This is a genomic window from Kribbella sp. NPDC049227 (assembly GCF_043197265.1).
Lineage (GTDB): Bacteria > Actinomycetota > Actinomycetes > Propionibacteriales > Kribbellaceae > Kribbella.
Window position 1 is genome coordinate 688,157 of sequence record NZ_JBICST010000006.1, and the last position, 22,621, is coordinate 710,777.

A 22,621-nucleotide genomic window follows, 5' to 3' on the forward strand; every position below is an offset into this window, starting at 1 on the left:
TCAGACCTGAACCGGAGTGGTCTTGACCAGCTGTGCAGAGTCGGCGGCCGCACAGACCAGCTCGTAGTCGGCCAGCCGTACCGATGCCCCGAACGGCGACAACGCGAACGGCCGCTCGACGTCACCCTTGTACGTCCCGCCCGGACCGAGCGGCGGGAAGTGGTAGGCGGGCGTGTCGGGTTTCACCTGCAGCACGCTGATGTACCCGAGGTCCTCGGTCGGCATCAGCGCGCGGAAGACGTCGGACGTGAAGACCGGACCCCCGACGGTCCAGCCCTTGCCGTCGGGCCCGCCGCGGGTGGGGTGGAGGAACCTCTGGATCTTGGCCCGGGTCTCTGCCTCGATCGTGGCTCGGTCGGCGCCCGCGTTCAGCGCCTCCTGCCACACCATGATCTCCACGTTCACGATCACGGGCAGGTACCGCGGCGCCACCACTTCGAGCCGTGCGGTCAGGTCCCGGCGAGCGTCGAGGTACCCCTGGACGAGCCGGATCTGGTCCTGCGTCGGCTCCGGCCGCGGTACGTCGATGTCCCGGTCGGGAGCGATGATCAGGTTGACCGTGCCAGGCGCCCGGACCAGTCCACCGAACGTCCACGGGTCGCCGGCACTCCACGGGGGCGGCTGTCCGGGCGCGTCATCGGTGTGGGTCCGCGGCGGCAAGCACTTGCTGACCCGCAGATCGATGCTGGCCTCCCGCGCGAGGAACTCGTAGTCGTCGACGGTCACGGCGCGGTACCGGATCCGCAACTCCTCCGGCGCGCGCCGCATCGTCTCCTCGATCGGTTCCTCGTCGCTCCCGTCGCGGGCCGGACCGAGGTTGGTGACCGATCCGATGCCGCTCACCGGGACCCCAGTGGGTGCGGTACCGAAGACGGTGACCTGACTCGGTCCGACGTTCCCGCCGGCCCCGGAGGCGACGTACCGGTAGCGCAGGGCCCGGATCTTGCTGCCCCGAGGTGGAACCGAGCCACTGCCCTTGCCGGACCGCTCGTCGAAGTTGCCGAACCGCACCTCGCCGGCGACCGGGTCGATCCGGTAGACCTCGCCCGCCCCGGTCGGGAACTCGTCGACCAGCTTCCAGTCCTTCCAGTTCGCCGGGTCGGCCGCCGACGCGACTTGCACCACGAGGTCGGCGTACGGCGCGGTCAGGCCCGGCCGGCGGTACAGCGGACGGTTGCGTAAGGCAACGACCTGGAACATCTGGCCGGTGCTCTCCCCGAGGTCCTCCGCCGCGCGGACAGAGAGCGCGGTCCGGGCCGGGACGGCGTTGAACAGCAGCCGGTCGATCCCGATCGCCAGAGCCGGCGGCGGATCGCCGCCCGCCGACGGGGTTGCGGCCGGCACGTCGATCAGTACGCCGACCCAGAACAACGGATCGGTGACCTTGTCCGCGTCGGCTTCCGGCGTCACGGTCTCCCATGACTGGGCCGGATCATCGCCCGCGGCCCGCTGCGCCGTCCAGTCGGCCGGAACCGTGAGCCGCACCGCGCCGTCGTGCTGGAGGCCCTCGGTCCCGTCGCCGGCCGCCGTCACCGGCGGCCACAGCAACGGTTCGACCTCGCCCTTGGAGTAGGTGAACCGCAGTGTCGCCGCCCCGGCGGTTCGCGCCGCTTGGTACAGCCGCAGCCCGAGTGCCAGCTCAGCCGTCACCGCCCGATCGAACCCGAGGTAGAAGGCGACCGTCTGTCCGGCCGGGACCTCGACCAGGTGGCTCGCGGTGGGCGGGCCGATCAGGTCGGCCGAGACCTGGTGGTACGTCGCTCGGTTCGCGCCCGCCGCCAACGGCCCGACCCGCAGCGCCGCCTTGAGCGTGGTCGGCAGTACGACGAGCTCCTCATCGGTCTCGAACACCACCGGCCGCCCACCCGCCGGGTCGGACGTCTGCGCCTGCGTCCCGATCGGCACCGTCACGGGAGTCTCGACCGACGAGCCGAACGTCAGGTACGTCCACGCGGGAGTCGGCGGGTCACGCGTGATCCCCAGCAGGTTGAGGAACGCGAGATAGTTCTTCTCCGGCGTCTGGTTCAGCCGGTAGATGATGCTCTCGCCGAGCCAGGCGAACAGCTCGATCAACGTGACGCCGAGGTCGGACGGGTTCTGGTCGGTCCACTGCGGCGCGTACTTCGGGATCAGCGCGCGCATCTCGTCGACGAGCTCCTGCCAGGTCCGGTCGTCCAGGTTGGGCGGCACGATCCGGCCGCCGCGCGATTCGGGAGACATCAGCCACGCTCCAGCAGGAAGGGAAGGACGAGCACGTGCTCCTGGGCGGTGGCGCGCAGCCGGTACCGGATCTCGATCACGAGCTGCGCCCCGTCGACGTCGTTGAACACCTGGACGTCCAGGACGTCGATCCGCGGCTCCCACCGCGCCAGCGCGTCGGTCACGTAGTACCCGGCCAGACTGGCGGTGGTCGCGTTGTTGGGCGCGAAGACCAGGCTCTTCAGGTTGGCACCGAACCCGGGACGCATCACGCGTTCGCCGTACTGCGTGCCCAGGATGATCCGGATCGACTGCTCGACCCGGGCCACACCCGCCGACTCCGCGAGCCCGGTGCCGCTGATCTGCAACGGGAACGACAGTCCCCGTCCCAGTACCTCGTCGCTCACGGCTTCACCGCCGCACGCAACCGAGCCTGCTTCGGGACCACGACCAGGTTCGGGGGTGGCGGTGCACCGTCCGTCAGACCGACCAGCACATCCAGCAGCACGGAGACCTTTCCGACCGTGAGTCTGGACTTCTCGCCGGCCGAGACCGTGCTGACCTTCGTGCAGTGCTTGATGCCGGTGTTCGGGTTGTCCGGGATCGAGCAGGTGAAGGTCTTGCCGGCGAGCCCGGCCAGCAGGACTTCCTTGCCGCCGACCTTGAGCCTGCCGGAGTTGCCGGCCGAGATGCCGAACCCGTGCGAGCACAGGATGCTGCTCGCCGTGGTGAGCACGAACGGATCGGTCATCGCGTCCCCTCCTCGGTCATTTCACGTCCACCCCGTCCGAAACCATCGTGATCGCCGTCTTGCCTCCCACTGCCTCGAGCTTGATCTCGCCGCTGGCCTTGATCGCGAGGTCGCCGGCCGCGCTGATCGTGAGCGCCGCGGCCCCAGCGGTGTCGTCGAAGGTGATGGTGTGCCCGGCCTTGGACTTGAGTACCTTCTTGGCGTTCTTGTCGTCGGCGTTGTCGGCCGGTGGCTTCTGCTGCGCGTTCCAGAGCGCGCCCAGCACGTACGGCTTCGACAGGTCGCCGTACTCGAAGGCGACCAGGACCTGATCCTTCTTGTCGGGCAAGGCGTAGAACCCGGTGCCACTGCCCGCCATCGGCCGGACGCACGGCGCCCAGCCGCTCTTGAAGTTGTCGCCCAGCCCGGGGAAGCTCACCTTGACCCGCCCGATCGCCGGCATGGGCTCCCCGGAGAGCACCTCGTTGTTCTCCTCGACCACGCCGAGGACGACGCCGAAGAACTTCTCGCCCTGGTTCGGCGACGGGGTCTCGACCAGCTTCTTGCGCAGCAGCCCGAGCAGGCTCGAGTGCCCGCGCTGGGTGATGGAGAAGTCGGTCCGGAACCCGTTGCCGTCGATCCGGTGCGTCACCTTGCGCACCCGGTAGGTGCCGCTGAACCGCTTCCCCACTCCGGCGATCGTCACGTACCGCCCGGCCGACAGGTCCGGGATGCCGATGCAGGACCCGTTGCCCTCGTAGAGGCCCTCCAGCAGGTTCGACAAGATGGCCTTGGCCACGGTGGCGGCCTGGATCGGGTTGCTGATCCCCTCCCGGCGGATCCCCTTGCGTACCAGCGACATCAGGAGCTGCGAAACCGAGGTACCAAGACGTTCGACCAGGTTGTCCGGGTCGAGGTCCGCGGCCAGCATCGTCACGGTCAGCGCTTGCGCGAGCTCCTGGTTGTAGACCCGGACCTGCTGCACCCCGGCCAGGCCGGTGGCCGAGATCCGTGGGCTGAAGCTGGTCAGGTTCTTCCCCCACTCCAGGACGTGCGCGGACAACTGCGGCCGGGGGAAGTGGAAGTGCAGCCGGTCCCACTCGACGTACACGTCGAAGAAGTACTGGTTCGCGCACGCCTTCAGGAACGCCATGTCGGTCTCGACCTGGACCCGCTCGGCGTGGAACGGCACCGGGTCGACGATCGGGACGAGTCCGTGCTCGGCGGCGATCTCGGCCGCGATCAGGCTGTCGTTGACGTCGGTGCGGGCGCGCGGCGGTGGCGGCGTGTGCCGCAGCCGGTACGACTTGTCGTACCCCGACACCGTGATCGTCGGCGGCCCGTCGGCCGGGAACGAGGGCTCGATCGCCGCGACCTCGCCGAGGAACGCCGGGACCAGGTCGTGCGCGTACCCGAGGTGGATCTCGACCGTCTTGCCGATGTCGAGCAGCGCCGAGTCGAGCAGCTGATTGTCGTGGTTGCGCAAGGTCAGACTGAACGAGCCGGCCAGGTCCAGGTCGGTCTCGACGGTCAGGCTCAGCACTTGATCGGCCAGCTCGGCCGCCAGCGTCACGCCCGACAGCCGGACGTCGAAGCGAGGCGCGTAGGACGGGGCGCTCACGGCGTCCGCCCCGATCCGTCCGGGATCACCAGCGACGTTCCGGGCTTGACCGCGAGCGGGTCGATGATCCCGTTCGCCTGGGCGATCTCGCGCCAGCGCGCCGGATCGCCGAGGTAAGCGCCGGCGATGCCGCTGAGCGTCTCGCCGGCGAGCACCGTGTGCATCGCCGACGCCGCGGACGGGCTGATGGCTTCGACGATCGGGGTCAGCGCGACGTTCACCAGCGCGGAGGCGGTCGGCGATCCGAGGAACAGGCCCTGACTGATCTCGAGCGACACGTCGACGTACTCCTGCAGGCGAACCGACATCGTCGAGCGGACCGGTGTCCCGTCGGGCGCGAACATCGTGAAGCGCTGGCCGGCATCGGTGAGCACGCAGCGGAACTGCACTCGGCCGAGCGAGAACAGCAGGACCGGCGGGGCGAGCGTCTGCGGCTGCTTGTCGAGCAGCCGGACGATCGGCGCGGTGTGGAGCCGCACGTCCTCCTTCGACTCGTAGGTGTCGAAGAAGAGCTCCATCGTCAGGACGCGGTTCTTGCCGCGAACGTACTGCAGCGGGGAGGCGTTCAGCCCGGGGATACCGACCTCGGCGAACTGGTTGCCCTGCTCAACCTTCAGCTCCTCGGGGTTGTACATCACCACGTGTGCGGTGTTCGTCGTGGTGTCGATCAGGACGGCCTTGGCCAGCTCGTTGCTGGCCGGGAGCGGCGCCAGCCGTAGCGGAGTCCGCAGGAGGTCGTGGGCCGGCGGTCGGGAGGGTGGGCCGATCGGCCCTTGGACTGGTGCGGCCATCTCAGCCTCCCCGCTCGGAGTCGGTCCGCAACCGGTGCATCAGGTCCTCGATGATCCGCAGCCGCAGACCCTCGGAGTCGAAGCCCCCAGCCGTCGGCGACGCCTCCGGCCGGTCGGCATCCGCCCGCATCGGCGTCACTGCCATCGGCGTGGTCGAGGCTCCCTGCGCACTGTTGAAGTGACCAGTAGCCGGTAGATCGTTGTACGGAGGCGGGTCGCTGTGCCTGCGTGGGCGCTCGACACCGGCGGCTTCGGGAAGCCGCCGGGCCACAAGCTCGGCCCGCCCCGCAGCAGCCTCTTCCGCCGCCACTCCGCCCGGAGTGTTCGGGGGCGCCGCCGTGCCACGTGCGAGCAAGGCAGTCACGTGAGTCGCCTCGTGCGCCAGTAGCCCGAGGCCCTCCGGGGTGTCCGGCCGGAACCGCCCGGACCTCATCCTGACCGTCGTACCCGAGGTGATTGCGTCCGCGCGGTGCGACCGGGCAGCGGCGTCCGCCTCGGCGTCGACCTGCACCCGCATGCCGTCCGCGCCGGCACCAGCTATCTCGCGGAGCCGGGCGCGGACGTCCACCGGAACGACGTCGGCCGGCCATGCGGCCGTCTGCGGTCCGACGACCGCAGCAACCGCGTCCGCTCGAGCAGCTGCGGTGGTTCCGGCGGCTGTCGCGGTTCCGCCGGCCGTCGCCCTCTCGCCGCCCTCTCGCGCCGTCGGCGGCTCGGTAGAGAACCGTCCGCCGGGCTCGGTCCACTCCCCCGCGCCGTCCCATCGCTCGAACCGCTGCGCCCACGACTGGTCGAGCGCATCCAACCTCTGCAGCACCTGAGCGAACCCGGGTTCCCACGAGAAGGTGGCGATGTGGCGAACGCGCAACTGCTCGGCGAGCAGCGCCAGCCGTTCCCCGAGCGTCTGCGGACGCCCTGCCGGATCGGTCATCCGTCCCCCTCCTAACACCCGTCGCTCAGCTCAGCTCGAGTTGAGCGGACACCTCGCGGACCCACTGCCGGCGCTGGGCATGGTCCAGGGTCAACACCTCCGTCAGGGTCCAGTGCGTGTGCCGACCGAGAAAGGCTGCCTCCTGGTGGACCCGGTCCAAGGGGTAGCCCGTTATCCCCCCAGCAGTGGCACCTCCACCTCGTGGCCGCCACCGCAGTGCGGACAGACGACGGCGACCACGTGCGGCGTCAGGCCGTTGATCCGGTTATACAGGTCCTGCAGATGCGCCAGGTCCTCGGAGAACAGGCCTTCGACCACACCCGGGTTCACGTCCGGCAGGCTGCCGAGCTTGGTGACCACCCTGGCCAGCAGCACCACGATCAGGTACGCCGGCCAACCCTGCACGCGCGGATCACGCAGCGGGTAGATCTCGTCCGCGGCGGTCGCCAGCCGCATCCTCCCGGACCGGTGCAACGTCCCCTCGGCGTCGACGTACCCCTTGGGCAGCTCGAAGGACACCTCGGTGACCAGTTGGCCGGTCATACCCGGGCCAGACCCTCGTGCGCGAGGACCAAGGTCTCGACGAGAATCTCGCTGCCCTTCGCGTTGAACGCCGAACCCTCCCACTTGGTCGGCCAGGCGCGGTCGAAGTTCCACCGCACGACCTCGGTGCGGTTGGCCAGGTCGAAGACGACGATCGAGCCGTTCTTGCGGACGACCAGCCCCTGCACGATCTGCAGCCGCCACTCCCACAGCTCGATCGAGGTGGTCGCGCCCCACTTCAGCGTGATGTCGGTGTACGTCGTCTTGCCGGGCAACTTGCGCACGGTCGTGTTGTCGCCGCCTTCGCGGTTCTCGATCACCTCCGTGGTGGAGCCGAGCCCACTGCACTCCGTGAAGCTGGCCTGCGCGATCCCGTCCAGCTCCACCAGGAAGTTGAAGCTGCGGTACGGGTCGACGCGTTGTCCTGTCTGGGGCATCCCCTTGCCTCCCAACCCCGAGTTGCCACTCCACCAGGCCGTTGGCCCGGTGCCCTTGTGGGATCAGCCCTCGCTGACCTTGGCGCCGCCGTCCCACAGGCCGATGCGCAGGACGATGTGCTCGGCGGGCCGCGTCACGGCCAGGCCGATCTCGACGATGACCTCGCCGCGCTCCCGCACCGGCGCGGGGTTCAGGGACTCGTCGATCGTCACGTAGAACGCTTCCTTGGCGGTCCGGCCGAACAGCCCGCCCGCCTCCCAGACCCGGGTGAGGAACTCGGTGATCGAACGCTCCAGCCCCTTCCAGAGCGCCGTGGTGTTCGGCTCGAACACCGCCCAGCGCAACTCGGTCACGAGCGAGTCCTCGACGTACGACACCAGCCGCCGGACATTGACGAACTGCCACGGTACGTCGGCGGACAGCGTGCGCGCGCCCCACACCAGCGGCGGCCCACCCGGGAAGGTGCGCAACGCGTTGATGTTCTGCTTGTTCAGCTGGCCTTGCTCGGTGTCGTTCAGCGTGAAGTCCAGGCTCACGGCGCCACGGATCTGCTCGTTCGCAGGAGCCTTGTGTACGCCGACCGTGCTGTCGCAGCGCGCCATGATGCCGGCGATGTGCCCGGACGGCGGCACCGGGATCGTCTGCCCGGTCGTGCTGCCCGGGTCACGGATCACGATCCACGGCCAGTAGAGCGCGCCGAACCCGTTGACCGACAACAATCCGGCCCGTTGGGTGAGCAGCGGGTTCCCGGGTTTGAGCGGGTCCTTGTCCTGGACGCCGTCCAGGATCGCGAACCGGTCGCCCAGGTCCTCACAGTGCTTGATCACCTTGTCCTTCTGCAGTTCCGGGTCCACCAGCCCCGGCACACACACCAGACCGACATCGGGCAGGCGGCTGAGCTGTGCCAACGCGCCGTCCAGACCGTCCATGTTCTTGATCGGCACCACATAGGCGAACGTGCCGCCGTTGTCGAAGAACCCGCGGACCGCGTACGGGAGGTTCAGCCCGCTCTTGTACTCACCGAGCTTGTCCTTGTACGCGTTCCAGCTGGAGACCGGCACCGGCTTCCCCAGGTCGTCGCCGGTCGGGAGCGTCGCCGTGACGCCGATCAGCGCCGCAACGCTCGTCCCCGCGCCGGCGATAGGGCCCGCGGGGGTGATTTCCTCTAGATGAATCCCGGGAGCTACTGTCGCGTAGTCGACCATCGCTGCTCTTCCGCCTTTCCCGTTCTGCTCGCCGGTCGGTCGCGTCGTCCGGGGCCTACGGCCCGGAGAGGACCACCGTCTGCGTCTGATGGTCGGCCGCATAGGTCACGGCGACTTGTTCGTCGGGCCGCCCGGCCGCCCGCACCTTCAACGTGTACGTCCCGAACTCGAGCCCGGGTACGGCGAACTCCCCGTCCGGACCGGAGGTCGCCTGGGCGCCGGTCTCGGTGACGGAGACTGTGGCCGCCGGGACCGGTACGAGCGACTGGTCGGTCACCACACCGCGGAACAACGGGTGCTCGACCGACGTGCTGCGCACGTCGATCTTCTGGACCGGCGGGAACTCCTCGACCTCGTCGTACGGCTCGACCGTGATCGTCACCGTGATCGGGAACGCCGGCCGCGGCGCGATCCCGAGCGCGGTCCAGAACTCACCGCTCGACCGGTTCTCCTGCACCTGCGCGACCATGGTCGGCAATGGATAGGGCTGCGGTGGGGTCGCCAGGGCGCCTCTGAGGAAGCGTTCGTCGACGACCGGGAAGCGGCTGAGCCACAGCAGAGTGAGTCCCAGCAGCCTGTGTTCCTCCGCCGCCTTGAGCCCGCCGGCTTGAGCGGACCACGCGGTGGCCAGGTAGCTGCAGTCGACGCGCAACGGCGGCAGCCGAGAGGCGTAGCCGTCGTTCGTCCTGGTGATGACCCGCGCGTCGTCTCGGAGGCTGCGGTTCTCCGAGACGTCGTGCAGGAACAGGTTCACCGTCGCCTCGGCCGGTTTGTAGTTCTTGTCCGGCGTATCGAAGCTGACGTCGGCCGCACGCAGGTCGGCCGGCGCCGAGGCGTCGTCCAGGATCGCCTTCAGTGTCTCGTCGAGGTCTTGGAACACGGCAGCTCACCACACCTGCTCCGCGGTGGCACCGGGTGGTACCCGGCCCATCTTCTGGAACTCACGCCAGATCGCCTGCCGGACGTCCGCGGTACCGATCGACTCGCTCCGGGCCGCAGCCAGGAACGCCGCGTGCAGCGCGGCATTCCTGATGTTGGCACCCGAGAGCCGGAAGTCGTGGGCCAGGCCAACGACGTCCAGCGTCTCCGCCAGTGGTGCGCCGGGCGGGAAGGCGATCCGCCAGATCCCCTCGCGCAGCTCGTCGTCGGGGAAGGGGAACTCGACGATGAACTGCAGCCGACGAGTGAACGCCTCGTCCAGGTTCTGCCGCAGGTTGGTGGCCAGGACGGCGATGCCGTCGTACTGCTCCATCCGCTGCAGCAGGTACGACGTCTCGATGTTGGCGTACCGGTCGTGGGCGTCGTGTACCTCGGACCGCTTACCGAACAGCGCATCGGCCTCGTCGAACAACAAGATGGCGTCCGCGTCGGCGGCCGCCGAAAAGATCGTCTCGAGGTTCTTCTCGGTCTCGCCGATGTACTTGCTGACCACCGCGGACAGGTCGATCGCGAACAGGTCCAAGCCGAGCTCACCGGCCACGACCTCCGCGGCGGTCGTCTTGCCGGTCCCCGGCGGTCCCGTGAACAGGGCGGTGGTTCCTCGGCCACGCGCCAGCTTCTGCTCGAAGCCCCACTCGGTCATAACCGTCGAGCGCAAGCCGACCCGGGCGCAGAGCTCCTTCAGCTGCGCGGTGGTATCGGGAGGCAGCACGATGTCGGCCCAGCTGCAGGTCGGCTCGATCCGGCGAGCCAAGGTCGCCAGCCGTTGACTCGTCTGCCGCCGGGCTCCCGCGAACACCTCTTTCGCGGTCGGTCCCCGGTCCGCGCCGGCAGCGGTCGCCGCGCTCGCGACCGCCTCGGCAATCTGCGCCGGCCCGAAGGAGAACCGACCGGCGAGCGTATCCACCAGGTCGGGCGACGCGGTCGTCCCGGCCTCGTCGAGCTCGCGCGCCCACGCCGCGCGCCGAGTGGCCAGATCCGGTCGCCCTACAGCGATATCGAGAACACCGAGCGGCGGCCCACCTTCCGCAGTCCAGGGCTGCGTGCCGGCCAGCACAGTGATGCCACCATGCTGAGCCAGGCCGTCGACCAAGGCCGACCGCGCGCGCGAACCGACCGGCAGGAAACTCTCGCCGTCGACAAACAGCACAGCCCCTTTGAGCAGTGCCTCGCGGAACGAGCGGGCCACGACGAGCGCCGCCTTCTCGTCTCCGGCCTGCAGATCGGCTGCTCGGAGCGTGAGGATGGGGGCGCGCAACTCCCCCGCCAAAGCCACCGCCGCAGCCGCGCGGTCGGACCCGACTGGCCCGTGCAGGTGGATGCGCAACGGGTAGCGGCCCTGCGCGGCCCGCGCGGCATCCAGAACCGTTCGCCGGGCAGCCGGCGAGAGCGCCGTCTCAGCCCAGCGCGCCGGAGGCGGGTAGGCGAGCTGGCAGTACCCGGCCAGCTGTGAGTCGAGGCCGTCGACGGCCAGCAGGACGTCTGTGATCTGCTCGTCGAGGACGACCACCTGCGCCAGGAGTGGAGGATGCGCTCGCTCCTCGCTGACAAGTTGGAGGATGTTGTTTCGCAGCAGTGGGGCGTCAGCGGCGAACAAGGTCCGCCGTACCAGCTTCTCGTCGGGTGACGTGCTGATCAGGTCGAGGATCAGGTTCACCGTCGCGCGACACCGGTTGACGTCGTCCTGGAGGTAGCCGTACAGCCGTTCGTAACGCAGGTCCACCTCTGGGGCCAGTGCGATCAGCACCACGTCGAGTTCGTCGTCGGTCAGGGCGTAGGTGCGCTGCAGCCAGGCCCACCCGCCGTCCGACGACGCCAGCTCGGCCCAGCCCGGCGCGAGCGTACTCTCTCTGCGCGTGCGCAGCGGTTCGCCCAGCGGACCGTTCAGAGCGGCGGCGGCGAGCTCATCGGTGATGTAAAGCCCCCGGAACGAGTCGCGCCCCGCTTCGGCACCGAACCGTACTCGAGCCTCGACCACAGCCGCGGCCAGTAGCCTGTCCAGGCGCTGGAATGGGCGCCGCCAGTTCGCGGCGCAGCCGGCTGAATCGGCCGGGGCGAGCAAGGAGGACGCCGCGTCAGACATGCATCCCCCTTCAGGCGCGAAGTGTCGATCACCGAACGAGGTGAACAGGCCTGATAAAACCCCCAGCTAACGACGCTACGGAGGGTCATAGGTGATGTCAAGGCATCGCGGATCTCCAACGCGACCGAGTGTGGCCGATCACGATTGATTGCCTACAGCAACAACCTCACAAGCGACTGAATGCGTTGGCGATGAGGTTCAAGATCGTCTCGGTCTTGCCGGTGCCGGGTGGACCCTCGATCACGGAGATGGAGTGGCTGCTCGTCGCGGGCACGGGTGGATGGTCTGATTTTGAGACGGTCCTGCGCGCGGATCAACATTACTGTCGTTGGCGTCGAGCGATGGGCCGTGTAGATGGTGGACCGGACCTGTCTCCAGGCCAGTGGAGGATCGAGGAGGATCCGGAGATGAAGGCTCTTGTCTATCACGGCCCCGGGAAGAAGGCGTGGGAAGACGTTCCCGACGCGGCCGTCCAGGACCCCACCGACGTAGTGGTGCGGGTGGACACAACGACGATCTGCGGCACGGACCTGCACATCCTGCAGGGCGATGTGGCGGCGGTGACCGACGGCCGTATCCTCGGCCACGAGGCGGTCGGGACGATCACCGCGGTCGGCAGCGCCGTGACGGGATTCCACGTCGGTGACCGCGTTCTGGTGCCGGCGATCACGAAGTGTGGCCGCTGCGTCTACTGCCAGCGCAACATGCCGTCGCACTGCCAGACCGTCGGTGGCATCGGCTGGATCTTCGGCCACCTGATCGACGGCACCCAGGCCGAGTTGGTCCGCGTGCCCTATGCCGACACGTCGCTGTACGCGGTCCCCGACGGTGTGACCGACCAGCAGGCGATCTTCCTGGCCGACTCCCTGCCCACCGGGTACGAGGTCGGGGTCCTGGCCGGCAACGTCCGCCCGGGTGACACGGTGGCCGTGGTGGGCGCCGGTGCGGTCGGTCTGTCCGCGATCCTGACGACCGGGCTATGGGGAGCTTCGAAGGTCATCGCCGTCGACACGAACAAGTTCCGGCTGACCAAGGCGCTGGAATTCGGCGCTACCGATGCGGTTGAGGCCGGTCCGAACATCGTCGCCGAGGTTGCCGCGCTCACCGACGGACTCGGCGTCGACGTGTCCATCGAGGCAGTGGGCTACCCGGAGACCCTGCTCACCGCCGCACAGCTGGTGCGTCCTGGCGGCCACATCGCCAACATCGGTGTGCATGGCACGCCGGTCGAACTGCCCATGCAGGACATGTGGATCCAGAACGTCACGCTGACCATGGGTCTAGTGGACACCGTATCCATCCCGACCCTGCTGAAGATGGTAGCCAGCGGCCGGATCCCATCGGAGAAGATGGGGACCCACACATTCACGTTCGACGAAATCGCGGAAGCCTACGACGTGTTCAAGAACGCGGCCGCGAACGAGGCCCTCAAAGTCATCATCAAGCCGAACTAGAAGGCGGGGTACCCCCAGCAGGACGTCCGCGGTGGCAACATCCCGGTGGTCACAGTAGAGCTCGAACCCGGCGTGCCTCCGCACGACAGAAAGAGCTCCGGTTCAATGCTCTGGGAAGCAGGCAGCGACGGCTAGGCCATCCACGAAGTCGTTCATCTCGTGGCCGGAATGTCCCTTGATCCACTGGAAGGCGACATCCCCGCGCTTGATCACCAACGCCACCAGAGGCTCCCATAGATCCCTGTTGGCGACCGGCTTCTTTGCCGAGGTGAGCCAGCCTCGCTCGAGCCAACCTGTGTGCCATCCGTCGCGGAAGCAGTTGACGACGTACGTCGAATCCGAGACGACCAGCAGGGGACCGTCGTTCGCCTGCACGGCCTCGAGGGCGGCACGGATCTCCATCCGCTGGTTCGTGGAGGCAGCCTCATGACCAGCGGCGTACTCGGCCGTCGACAGCGCCCACGCCCAGCCTCCAGGTCCAGGGTTACCCGAGCAGGCACCGTCGGTGAACACCCTGCGCGCGCCGACCGGGACTGGCATGTCGGCCGGACGAGGACGGCGAGCGCGGGTTGGAGGCATCGGAGCGAGACACTACCCCGCCGGCGCATCCTCACACGCACCGCCCCGAAGGCGGCGTACCTGCAGGTGGCCCTGGCGGGCCGCACGCCGACCCGGTCGACCCGATGCCGGTTGTCGACCCGGCCATGCTGCTCACCGAGTTCACCGACGTGACTGCGAAGCGCCTGCTCGATGTGGCCGGCTACGACTCCGGGTCACCACAGTTGATGGTCGAGGTTCGCCAGCTGGGTGGCGCCTACGCCCGGGAAACCGAGCACCCGAACGCCTTCTCGCACCGCGCCGCCGGGTTCAGCGTGCTCGCCGTCGGCATCGCGGAAGACCCCCGCGTCCTACCGCACTGGGACCGCCTGTACGCGGCGTTGTCCGAATGGGACACCGGCGGTGTCTGGCCGAACTTCGGACCCCGCACGACGTCCGGACGGCCCGTCGCGCGTACGACGAGGAGACACTTCGGCGCATCCCCGAGGTGAGCCGGAAGTACGACCCGGAAGGTGTCCTGCAGATCGGTGAGTACGCCCGCTCGATCGCCGGCTGACATCTGCACAGCACGAAGCCCGCGCGGCGGCCCCCAACCACCGCGCGGGCCGAGTGGCCCGCCTCCTGGCGCCGAGCGAGGTTCTTCGCGAGGTGCTGCTGGTTCGTTGGTCAAGCGTGGGTCGGCGGATGTGCCACGAGGCGCAGGCGCCACGTGGCATGCTGCGTCGGTGGTCCTGTATCTGCACCGTGCCGAGCGCACAGACGTGCTCGCCGACGGGCTGGGTGACTTGCTCGCCGCTCCCCTGGCCGATCCATTCGCCGAGGAGCTGGTGGTGGTGCCCGCCAAGGGTGTTGAGCGGTGGCTCTCCCAGCGACTCGCACACCGTTTGGGCGCTGCCGCGGGGCGAGGCGACGGAGTGTGCGCCGGGGTCCGATTTGCGACACCGCGCTCGCTGGTGTCCGCGGTGCTGGGCCTCGCAGACGACGACCCCTGGGCCGCGGAGGCGATGACTTGGCCGCTGCTGGCCGTGCTCGACGATTCTCTCGACGAGGTCTGGTGCGAGCCTGTCGCGCGGCACCTCGGCCATTTCGACGCCGGAGCCGAAGCCGAGTTGCGCCAGGGGCGCAGGTACGCCGTCGCAGCGCGGTTGGCTCGGCTCTTCGCGACGTACGCCGTCCAACGGCCGACCCTTCTCGCTGACTGGAGCGAAGGTCGCGACACCGACGGTCGCGGAGTGCCGATCGACGATGACCTGAACTGGCAACCCGAGCTCTGGCGGCGGCTGGTCGGCCGCATCGATGCACAGCCACCGAACACTCGCCACGCCGACACGCTCGGCCGGCTCCGGGATCAGCCGGAGTCTTTCGATCTACCGGAACGCCTCTCACTGTTCGGACACACTCGACTGCCGCTCACGGAGATCGAGCTGCTCTCCGCCCTGGCCGAACCCCGCGAGGTACACCTCTGGCTCCCCCACCCCAGCGGCGCGCTCTGGGAACGGCTGAGGACAGCGGGTTCTACCGCGGGCGACCGAGCCGCCGACACAAGCCATGAAGAGGCCGACAACCCGCTGCTCACCACCCTGGGGCGGGACAGCCGCGAGCTGCAATTGGGCCTCGCCGCAGCGCCGGCCGTTGACCGCCACCTTGCGTCTCCAGCGACGCCCCACACACTTCTCGGCTGGCTGCAGCATGACCTGCGCGGCAACACCGTCGCCGCCAAGGGTCGCCACCTCGCCGCCGACGATCGCAGCGTGCAGGTACACGCCTGCCACGGCACCGCCCGGCAGGTCGACGTACTGCGCGAGGTGCTGCTCGGGAAGCTCCAGGCAGACCCGACGCTCGAGCCGCGCGACATTCTCGTCATGTGCCCCGACATCGAGACCTACGCACCGTTGATCAGCGCCCGCTTCGGCCTCGGAGAGGTCGACAACGACGGCCATCCGGCGCATCGGCTTCGAGTCCAACTGGCTGACCGGTCGCTGACCCAGACGAATCCGCTGCTCGGTGTCGCCGCTCAGCTGCTCGACCTCGCCGGCAGCAGAGCAACGGCGAGCCAGGTGCTGGATCTCGCCGAGACCGAGCCGGTACGGCGCCGCTTCCGGTTCACCGATGACGACATCGACATCGCCACCGCCTGGGTACGCGAATCAGGCGTGCGGTGGGCGTTCGACCAGGACCACCGCGACCCGTTCGGCTTGGCCGGCTACCCGCAGAACACCTGGCGCTTCGGCCTTGATCGAGTACTCGCGGGCGTCACGATGTCGGCCGACGCGCACGCGTGGATCGACACGACATTGCCGCTCGACGACGTGGGCAGCACTCGCATCGAGCTGGCCGGCCGGTTCTCCGAGTACGTCGACCGGTTGCTGGCGGCAACTGATCGGCTCAGCGGCACCCGGCCGCTCGCGGACTGGCTGGACGCGCTCGGCCAGGGGATCGACCAGCTGACCCGGGTCGGTCGCGACGACGGCTGGCAGGTCGGCCAGGTGCATCGCGAGTTCGCCGAGGTCGCGGCCGAGGCCGGTCCCCTGGCCGCGACCTCGCTGACGTTGCCGGACGTCCGGGCCCTGTTGTCGACCCATCTGGCCGGGCGGCCGACCCGCGCGAACTTCCGGACCGGCACGCTGACCGTCTGCACGATGGTGCCGATGCGCTCGGTGCCGCACCGGGTGGTCTGCCTGCTGGGCCTCGACGACGGTGTGTTCCCACGCTTCGGCCTCGCTGACGGTGACGACGTACTGGCCAGGTCACCGGTCACCGGGGAGCGCGACGTCCGCAGCGAAGACCGCCAACTGATGCTCGACGCGATCCTCGCCGCCACCGAGTCGCTGGTGATCACCTACACCGGCGCCAACGAGTACTCCGGTCAGCCACGGCCGCCCGCCGTGCCGCTGGGTGAGCTGCTCGATGTCCTCGACCGCACCACCGAGTCGGAGGTTCGGCAAGCTGTCGTGGTGAAGCACCCGCTCCAGCCCTTCGATCGGAAGAACCTGGAGGCTGGTCGTCTTGGTACGACGGGGCCCTTCACGTTCGACCCGACCGCTTTGGTCGCGGCGCGGGCGGCGGCGGGTTCCCGGCCGCCACGCCCGGAGTTCATCACAGGGCAGTTGACACTGCCGGCAGATGACGATGTCGCGTTGTCAGATCTCCTGGCGTTCTTCCGCGATCCGGTGAAGGGGTACTTCCGGGCACTCGACCTGACCCTGCCGTGGGAGGTCGACGGCGTCTCCGACGTGATGCCGGTGGAGATCGACAACCTGCAGAAGTGGTCGGTCGGCGACCGGATGCTCCGCGACATGCTTGCAGGCATCCACCCCGACGCGGCCCTCCAAGCAGAGTGGCGGCGGGGCGTTCTCCCACCGGGACGGCTGGGCTGGCGGACCGCGACCGAGATCCGTGACATCGCTCGAGGTCTCGCGATCAGTGCGTACCCGCATCGGCAGACGAGTCCACAGGCGTTCGATGTAGACGTCGACCTCGGCGGCGGCAGGCGCCTCACCGGGACAGTTCCAGGCGTGTATGCCTACCGGCTCGTCTCGGTGAGCTACTCACGGCTCGACGCCAAGCAACTGTTGACCTCCTGGATTCAACTGCTCGCGCTGTCCGCCGATGACGAAGACCACAACTGGACGGGTCTGGCCATCGGCCGCCCGCGCAGCGGTCGCAACCCCGCGACTCGATTGTTCGGGCCGGTCGGGCCGCTCGGCCGCGACCTGCTCGCCGACCTGGTCGCGGTCTACGACGCCGGTCGCCGCGAACCGTTGCCGCTACCGCTCAAGACCTCGTTCGCCTGGTGCCAGGCGCGCCGAACGGACGAGGACCCGATCGTCGCTGCCGGGCGTCGGTGGCGCCCCGCGAACTATGACGGCGAGAACTCTGATCCCGCACACGTCCGCGTCTGGGGACCCAACACACAGCTCAAGGTTCTTCTCGAGCCGGCTCGGCCCGGTGAGGAACGGCCGGGCGAGCCGACCCGGCTCGGCGCCTATGCGAAACGGGTCTGGGAACCGATGCTGCGCTTCGAGCAAGGGGCGCCGTGATGGAACCCTTCGACCTCCTGGGTCCACTGCCGACGGGCACCACGGTGCTGGAGGCGAGCGCCGGCACCGGCAAGACCTACGCCCTCGCCGGTCTGGTCACCCGCTACGTCGCAGAGGGCGCCGCCCGCCTGGACGAGATGCTGCTGATCACCTTCGGCCGCGCCGCCAGCCAGGAGCTTCGTGAACGCGTCCGCTCCCAGTTGCTCGAAGCCGAACGTGCCCTTGCGGATCCGGACCGCTGGCGCGACGACCCCGGTCTGCTCGGTCACCTCGTCGACGGCAACGCTGCCGACGTCGCCGTACGACACAGCCGTCTTCGGGACGCGCTGGCCAACTTCGACGCCGCCACCATCGCGACGACCCACCAGTTCTGCCAGCTCGTACTGCGTTCGCTCGGCGTTGCCGGTGACACCGACGCCGGCGTCACCTTGGTCGACGACCTCGGAGAGCTTGTCGCCGAGGTCGTCGACGACCTTTACCTCAATCGCTTCGGAGGTTCCGCGGAGCAACCGCCGATCACCCGCTCCACGGCCCTGGAGCTCGCCCTCAAGGTCGTCGGCAACCCGCACACCCGGCTGGTGCCCGAGCAGTACGACGAATCCTCGCCGGAGGGCATCCGCGTCGAGTTCGCGAAGGCCGTCGTGGCCGAGCTGGAGCGCCGCAAACGCCGCCTCGGCATCCTCGGGTACGACGACCTGCTGACCCGGTTGGCCACCGCGCTGGAGGATCCCCACGCCCCCGCCCGCCGGCGGATGCAGCGCCACTGGTCGGTGGTGATGGTCGACGAGTTCCAGGACACCGATCCGGTGCAGTGGAGGGTGATCGACGCCGCCTTCAACGGTCACAGCACGTTGGTGCTGATCGGCGACCCCAAGCAGGCGATCTATGCGTTCCGCGGTGGCGACATCGCGACGTACCTCGCGGCGGCGCAAACCGCGGGTCAGCGGCGCACTCTCGGTATCAACTGGCGCAGCGACCAGCCGCTGGTCGATTGCCTGCAAGTGGTGCTCGGCGGCGCCCGGCTCGGCCACTCGGACATCGTCGTCCACCAGGTCAGGGCCCATCACCGGGGAAGCCGGCTGACCGGCGCACCGTCCGGCGCGCCAGTCCGGCTGAGGGTCGTGCGACGGGAGCAGTTCGGATCGGCGACACGCAAGAGCATCCCCATGGACGACCTGCGCGACCACATCGCTCGCGATCTCGCCTCCGACATCGGTCAACTACTCGCGGCCGACGCGACGTACGACGAACGGCCGCTCCGGGCCGGTGACATCGCGGTGATCGTCGAGGCACACAAGGACGCGCGGGCCTGCCGGGAGGCACTCGCACAGGCCGGCATTCCCGCGGTCTACTCCGGCGATCTCGACATCTTCTCGTCGCAGGCCGCCCAGGACTGGCTGTGCCTGCTCGAGGCCTTCGAGCAACCGCACCGATCCGGCTTGGTCCGGGCTGCTGCGACGACGATGTTCTTCGGGGAGACCGCGGCCACCCTGCAGGCCGGTGGGGACGACCTCACCGACCGGATCGGGCAAACCCTGCGCGGGTGGGCCGACCACCTCCGCACCCGTGGTGTGGCCGCCGTGTTCGAAGCCGCCCAGGTGAAGGGAATGGCGCAACGAGTGCTTGCCTGGCGCGGCGGCGAACGCGATGTGACCGACCTCGCACACCTCGCCGAACTGCTGCACGAGACCGCGCACCGCGAGGGGTTCGGACTGCCCGCGCTGCTCGACTGGCTGCGCGAGGAGTGCTCCGGCAAGGGGCGTACGACGGAGCGAACTCGCCGGCTCGACAGCGACGCGGCGGCGGTGCAGATCATGACGGTGTGGGTGAGCAAGGGCTTGCAGTACCCCGTCGTCTACCTGCCGTTCGGGTTCAACCGGCACATCTTCGACGATGACGAACTACTCCTCTTCCACGAGAACGGCGTCCGCAGTCTCGACATCGGCGGCAAGAACCGCACCGGCTACCGCGCCAACGAGAAACTCTGGCGGACCGAGGTCGCCGGTGACGACATCCGGCTCACGTACGTCGCGCTGACCCGCGCCCAGTCACAGGTAGTGGCCTGGTGGGCGCCGTCCTGGGACGAGGTCAACGGCGGAGTCTCCCGCCTCCTGCGCGGTCGCAAGCAGGGCGAACCGGTCGTACCCGACAGCCTGGACAGGGCAGCGTCCGACGACGAGGTGCTGATCTGGCTGCGCCGTTGGCAGCAGGCCGGCGGCCCGGTCGTCGAGGAGTCGGTGATCGCCGAGCATGCCGAGCCCCCGGGCGAGGACTTGCCCAGCGGGCTCGCAGTGGGGACCTTCTCCCGCGAGGTCGACCTAGCCTGGCGCCGTACGTCGTACTCCGGGCTGATCCGGGCGGCCGACCAGCAGGTGGGCGGTGTAGTCAGCGAACAGGAGGAGAGCCAACTCGAGGACGAGTCGGTGGATCCAGTACCGACACCGGAGAACCCGCCGGCCGATGCGCTGCCGTCTCCGATGGACGGACTGCCGGTCGGGGCGACGTTTGGGTCGCTGGTGCATGCAGTGCTCGAGGAGGCCGACCCGCACGCACCCGATCTGCAGGCTGAACTGGCTGCACAGGTCCGCGACCAGTTGCGGCTCTGGCGCGTCGATGTGACACCCGATGCCCTGGCCACGGCGATGCTGCCGCTGCACACCACGCCGCTCGGTCCGCTCGTTCCTGGGCTGACCCTCGGCGACCTCGGCCGCGCCGACCGGCTCCGCGAACTCGACTTCGAGATCCCGTTGGCCGGAGGCGATCACGCGGTGGCCGCCGAAGTACGGCTGGCCGGGTTGGCGCCACTGCTACGCACTCATCTGCCGGCCGACGACCCGCTCCTTGCGTACGCCGACCGACTCGAACAACCGCTGCTCGGCCGGCAGAGTTTGCGTGGCTATCTCACCGGATCGATCGACGTCGTCCTGCGTGTCCCCCACGGTGACAGCCACCGATTCGTCGTGGTCGACTACAAGACCAACCGGCTCGGCGACCCCGAGCAGCCTGCTACGTCGGCGGAATACGGACCAGCTCAGCTGAGCGCCGCGATGCTGCACTCCGACTATCCCTTGCAGGCGATGCTCTATTCGGTCGTGCTGCACCGATACCTCCGCTGGCGGCTGCCGGCGTACAACCCTGAGGTGCATCTCGGTGGGGTCATCTATCTCTACCTGCGCGGCATGTGCGGCCCGGAGACGCCTCTCGTAGACGGGCACCCGTCCGGGGTCTTCAGCTGGCCGCTACCGACGACGCTCGTACTCGCCCTGTCCGACCTGCTCGATGGGAGGACGGCATGACCGCGACCGTCGACGAGTTCGACTCGGCCTTTGCGCTCGCCGCTACCGGGATCTTGCGCGATTTCAACCAGGCCGGCGTGATCCTGGCCGCCGACGTCCATGTCGCGTCCCGTCTGACGACCATGCTGAACGAAACCAACGAGTCGGTGGCACTCGCGTGTGCGCTGGTAGCGCGAGCCGTCCGGGCCGGATCCATCTGCCTCGACCTCGCCGCGGTCCGCAACGAAGTCGGCGATGACGGCGACGAGCTGGCCTGGCCCGTCCTGGACGAATGGCTGGCGGCACTCGCGGCCAGCCCTCTGCTCGCCGCTCCACATCCACTGCGCCTCGAGGACGCGCGTCTGTACTTCGATCGCTACTGGCGCGAAGAGGAGCAGGTCGAGCAGGACCTTCGCCGCCGCGCCGCTCAGCCGGCGCCACAGATCGCCAATGAAGCTGCACTGGTCGCAGGGCTCGACCGGCTCTTCGCAGGTAGTTCGTACGACGAGCAGCGCACCGCTGCCCAGACCGCAGCCCGGCAATGGACGACAGTTCTCACCGGTGGCCCTGGCACCGGCAAGACCACCACCGTCGCCGGCCTGCTGGCTCTGCTCGCGGAGCAGGCCGAGATCGCCGGGCACCGCCGCCCGTGGATCGCGCTGACCGCACCAACCGGCAAAGCCGCAGCCCGGCTCGAAGAAGCGGTACGGCGCGAGATGTCCGACCGCCTTTCCGAACAGGACACCGAGAGGCTGGGCGACTTCCATGCCCGTACCCTGCACATGCTGCTCGGCCGGCGCCCCGACTCGTCCACCCGATTCCGCCATGACCGAGAGAACCGGCTGCCGCACGACATCATCGTCGTCGACGAGACCTCGATGGTCTCGCTGACGATGATGGGGCGCTTGCTGGAGGCGGTGCGACCGGAGGCCCGGCTCGTACTGGTTGGCGACCCCGACCAGCTCGCATCCATCGAAGCCGGCGCGGTACTCGCGGACCTCGTCGACGGGCTGGTCGCCGGCGGGCACATCGAAGGAGCCGAGCTACGCACCTCGCACCGCTTCGGCAGCGAGATCGGTGAGCTGGCTCTGGCCGTGCGCGAAGACCGGCCCGAGGATGTCCTTGCTGTACTCCGCAGCGGCGGCGAACGGGTCCACTTCGTCGAGGACGACGACCCACGTGAGAGCCTGCGCTCCGCGCTGCTTCCCGACGTACTCGCGATCCGGACTGCCGCCGAAGCCGGCGACCCCGACGCCGCACTGGCCGCACTCGACCGGCACCGCCTCCTCTGCGCGCACCGAGAAGGTCCGTGGGGCGTCGACCACTGGAACCGAACCATCGAGCGATGGATCACCGAAGAAACCGAGGACCCACTCTGGGACACCTGGTACGTCGGCCGACCGGTGCTGGTGACCGCCAACGACTACGCCCTGGGCATCTACAACGGCGATGTCGGAGTGACACTGCGACGCCCCGACGGCTCCCTACGCGTCTGCATCGACAGCTCCCGCGGCCGCCTCGACCTCTCACCCAACAGACTCGGCAACATCGAAACGCTCCACGCGATGACCATCCACAAAGCCCAAGGCAGCCAGGCCGCCGAAGTCACCGTCCTGATGCCAGGCGAAGAGTCCCGGCTACTCACTCGCGAACTCTTCTACACAGCCATAACCCGTGCCCAAGACCGACTACGCGTCATCGGGAACGAAACCTCCGTACGCCTGGCCATGGGCCACCGAGCACTACGCGCAACCGGCCTCCGCCAACGCCTGATCGGCGGACGTCGACCAGCATGACCCCGCGTACCTCATGCC

The 22,621-nt window shown here is 68.9% G+C and carries 19 protein-coding genes; 5 read left to right on the top strand and 14 right to left on the bottom strand.

Features of this window, described 5'->3' with window-relative positions:
* From ACGFH6_RS29295 to ACGFH6_RS29355, 13 genes are all read right to left on the bottom strand, one after another.
* Entirely contained in the window at positions 1–2,220 is a 2,220-nt protein-coding gene (locus tag ACGFH6_RS29295) for a putative baseplate assembly protein (RefSeq protein ID WP_393390406.1), read from the bottom strand.
* Complete coding sequence (locus ACGFH6_RS29300; protein WP_393390409.1) at positions 2,220–2,606, bottom strand: GPW/gp25 family protein; 387 nt, start codon at positions 2,604–2,606, stop codon at positions 2,220–2,222. The genes ACGFH6_RS29295 and ACGFH6_RS29300 overlap by 1 nt, the downstream gene beginning before the upstream one ends.
* Complete coding sequence (locus tag ACGFH6_RS29305; RefSeq protein WP_393390412.1) at positions 2,603–2,950, bottom strand: hypothetical protein; 348 nt, start codon at positions 2,948–2,950, stop codon at positions 2,603–2,605. The genes ACGFH6_RS29300 and ACGFH6_RS29305 overlap by 4 nt, the downstream gene beginning before the upstream one ends.
* 16 nt (positions 2,951–2,966) lie before the next feature.
* Positions 2,967–4,550, bottom strand: coding sequence for a phage baseplate assembly protein V (locus tag ACGFH6_RS29310; RefSeq protein ID WP_393390415.1), 1,584 nt, complete (start codon positions 4,548–4,550; stop codon positions 2,967–2,969).
* Positions 4,547–5,341, bottom strand: a complete 795-nt coding sequence (locus ACGFH6_RS29315; protein ID WP_393390417.1) for a LysM peptidoglycan-binding domain-containing protein — start codon at positions 5,339–5,341, stop codon at positions 4,547–4,549. The genes ACGFH6_RS29310 and ACGFH6_RS29315 overlap by 4 nt, the downstream gene beginning before the upstream one ends.
* A gap of 1 nt (position 5,342) precedes the next feature.
* Positions 5,343–6,272: a DUF4157 domain-containing protein gene (locus ACGFH6_RS29320; RefSeq protein WP_393390420.1), complete on the bottom strand. Its 930-nt coding sequence runs from the start codon at positions 6,270–6,272 to the stop codon at positions 5,343–5,345.
* 25 nt (positions 6,273–6,297) lie between these two features.
* Complete coding sequence (locus ACGFH6_RS29325) at positions 6,298–6,432, bottom strand: DUF6760 family protein (RefSeq protein ID WP_393390423.1); 135 nt, start codon at positions 6,430–6,432, stop codon at positions 6,298–6,300.
* A gap of 11 nt (positions 6,433–6,443) precedes the next feature.
* Positions 6,444–6,815, bottom strand: a complete 372-nt coding sequence (locus tag ACGFH6_RS29330; RefSeq protein WP_393390426.1) for a hypothetical protein — start codon at positions 6,813–6,815, stop codon at positions 6,444–6,446.
* Complete coding sequence (locus ACGFH6_RS29335; RefSeq protein WP_393390429.1) at positions 6,812–7,252, bottom strand: phage tail protein; 441 nt, start codon at positions 7,250–7,252, stop codon at positions 6,812–6,814. Before ACGFH6_RS29335 ends, ACGFH6_RS29330 begins: the two co-directional genes overlap by 4 nt.
* 63 nt (positions 7,253–7,315) lie before the next feature.
* Positions 7,316–8,458, bottom strand: a complete 1,143-nt coding sequence (locus tag ACGFH6_RS29340) for a phage tail sheath subtilisin-like domain-containing protein (RefSeq protein ID WP_393390432.1) — start codon at positions 8,456–8,458, stop codon at positions 7,316–7,318.
* A 55-nt stretch (positions 8,459–8,513) separates the two neighbouring features.
* Positions 8,514–9,338: a Pvc16 family protein gene (locus ACGFH6_RS29345; RefSeq protein WP_393390435.1), complete on the bottom strand. Its 825-nt coding sequence runs from the start codon at positions 9,336–9,338 to the stop codon at positions 8,514–8,516.
* Between the two features lie 6 nt (positions 9,339–9,344).
* A complete protein-coding gene (locus tag ACGFH6_RS29350) occupies positions 9,345–11,480 on the bottom strand; it encodes an ATP-binding protein (protein ID WP_393390437.1) in 2,136 nt (711 codons plus the stop codon).
* Positions 11,481–11,646: 166 nt separating this feature from the next.
* Positions 11,647–11,754 (bottom strand): AAA domain-containing protein, encoded by a 108-nt coding sequence (locus ACGFH6_RS29355; RefSeq protein ID WP_393390440.1) that lies wholly within the window; start codon positions 11,752–11,754, stop codon positions 11,647–11,649.
* A 133-nt stretch (positions 11,755–11,887) separates the two neighbouring features.
* On the opposite strand from ACGFH6_RS29355, the gene ACGFH6_RS29360 reads away from it, so the two are divergent.
* Positions 11,888–12,934, top strand: a complete 1,047-nt coding sequence (locus tag ACGFH6_RS29360) for an alcohol dehydrogenase catalytic domain-containing protein (RefSeq protein ID WP_393390443.1) — start codon at positions 11,888–11,890, stop codon at positions 12,932–12,934.
* A gap of 102 nt (positions 12,935–13,036) precedes the next feature.
* Here ACGFH6_RS29360 and ACGFH6_RS29365 read toward each other — a convergent pair whose 3' ends face one another.
* Entirely contained in the window at positions 13,037–13,474 is a 438-nt protein-coding gene (locus ACGFH6_RS29365) for a ribonuclease H (protein ID WP_393390446.1), read from the bottom strand.
* 143 nt (positions 13,475–13,617) lie between these two features.
* On the opposite strand from ACGFH6_RS29365, the gene ACGFH6_RS29370 reads away from it, so the two are divergent.
* The 4 genes from ACGFH6_RS29370 to recD all read left to right on the top strand — a co-directional run bounded on the left by ACGFH6_RS29370 (position 13,618) and on the right by recD (position 22,603).
* Complete coding sequence (locus ACGFH6_RS29370; RefSeq protein WP_393390449.1) at positions 13,618–13,983, top strand: hypothetical protein; 366 nt, start codon at positions 13,618–13,620, stop codon at positions 13,981–13,983.
* A gap of 234 nt (positions 13,984–14,217) precedes the next feature.
* Complete coding sequence (gene recC, locus ACGFH6_RS29375; protein ID WP_393390451.1) at positions 14,218–17,532, top strand: exodeoxyribonuclease V subunit gamma; 3,315 nt, start codon at positions 14,218–14,220, stop codon at positions 17,530–17,532.
* On the top strand, positions 17,532–20,828 hold the full coding sequence (locus ACGFH6_RS29380) for a UvrD-helicase domain-containing protein (RefSeq protein WP_393390454.1): 3,297 nt from the start codon (positions 17,532–17,534) through the stop codon (positions 20,826–20,828). The genes recC and ACGFH6_RS29380 overlap by 1 nt, the downstream gene beginning before the upstream one ends.
* Positions 20,825–22,603 carry an exodeoxyribonuclease V subunit alpha gene (gene recD / locus ACGFH6_RS29385; protein WP_393390456.1) on the top strand — a complete coding sequence of 593 codons (1,779 nt, stop codon included), beginning with the start codon at positions 20,825–20,827 and terminating at the stop codon, positions 22,601–22,603. The genes ACGFH6_RS29380 and recD overlap by 4 nt, the downstream gene beginning before the upstream one ends.
* Positions 22,604–22,621 lie beyond the last annotated feature (18 nt).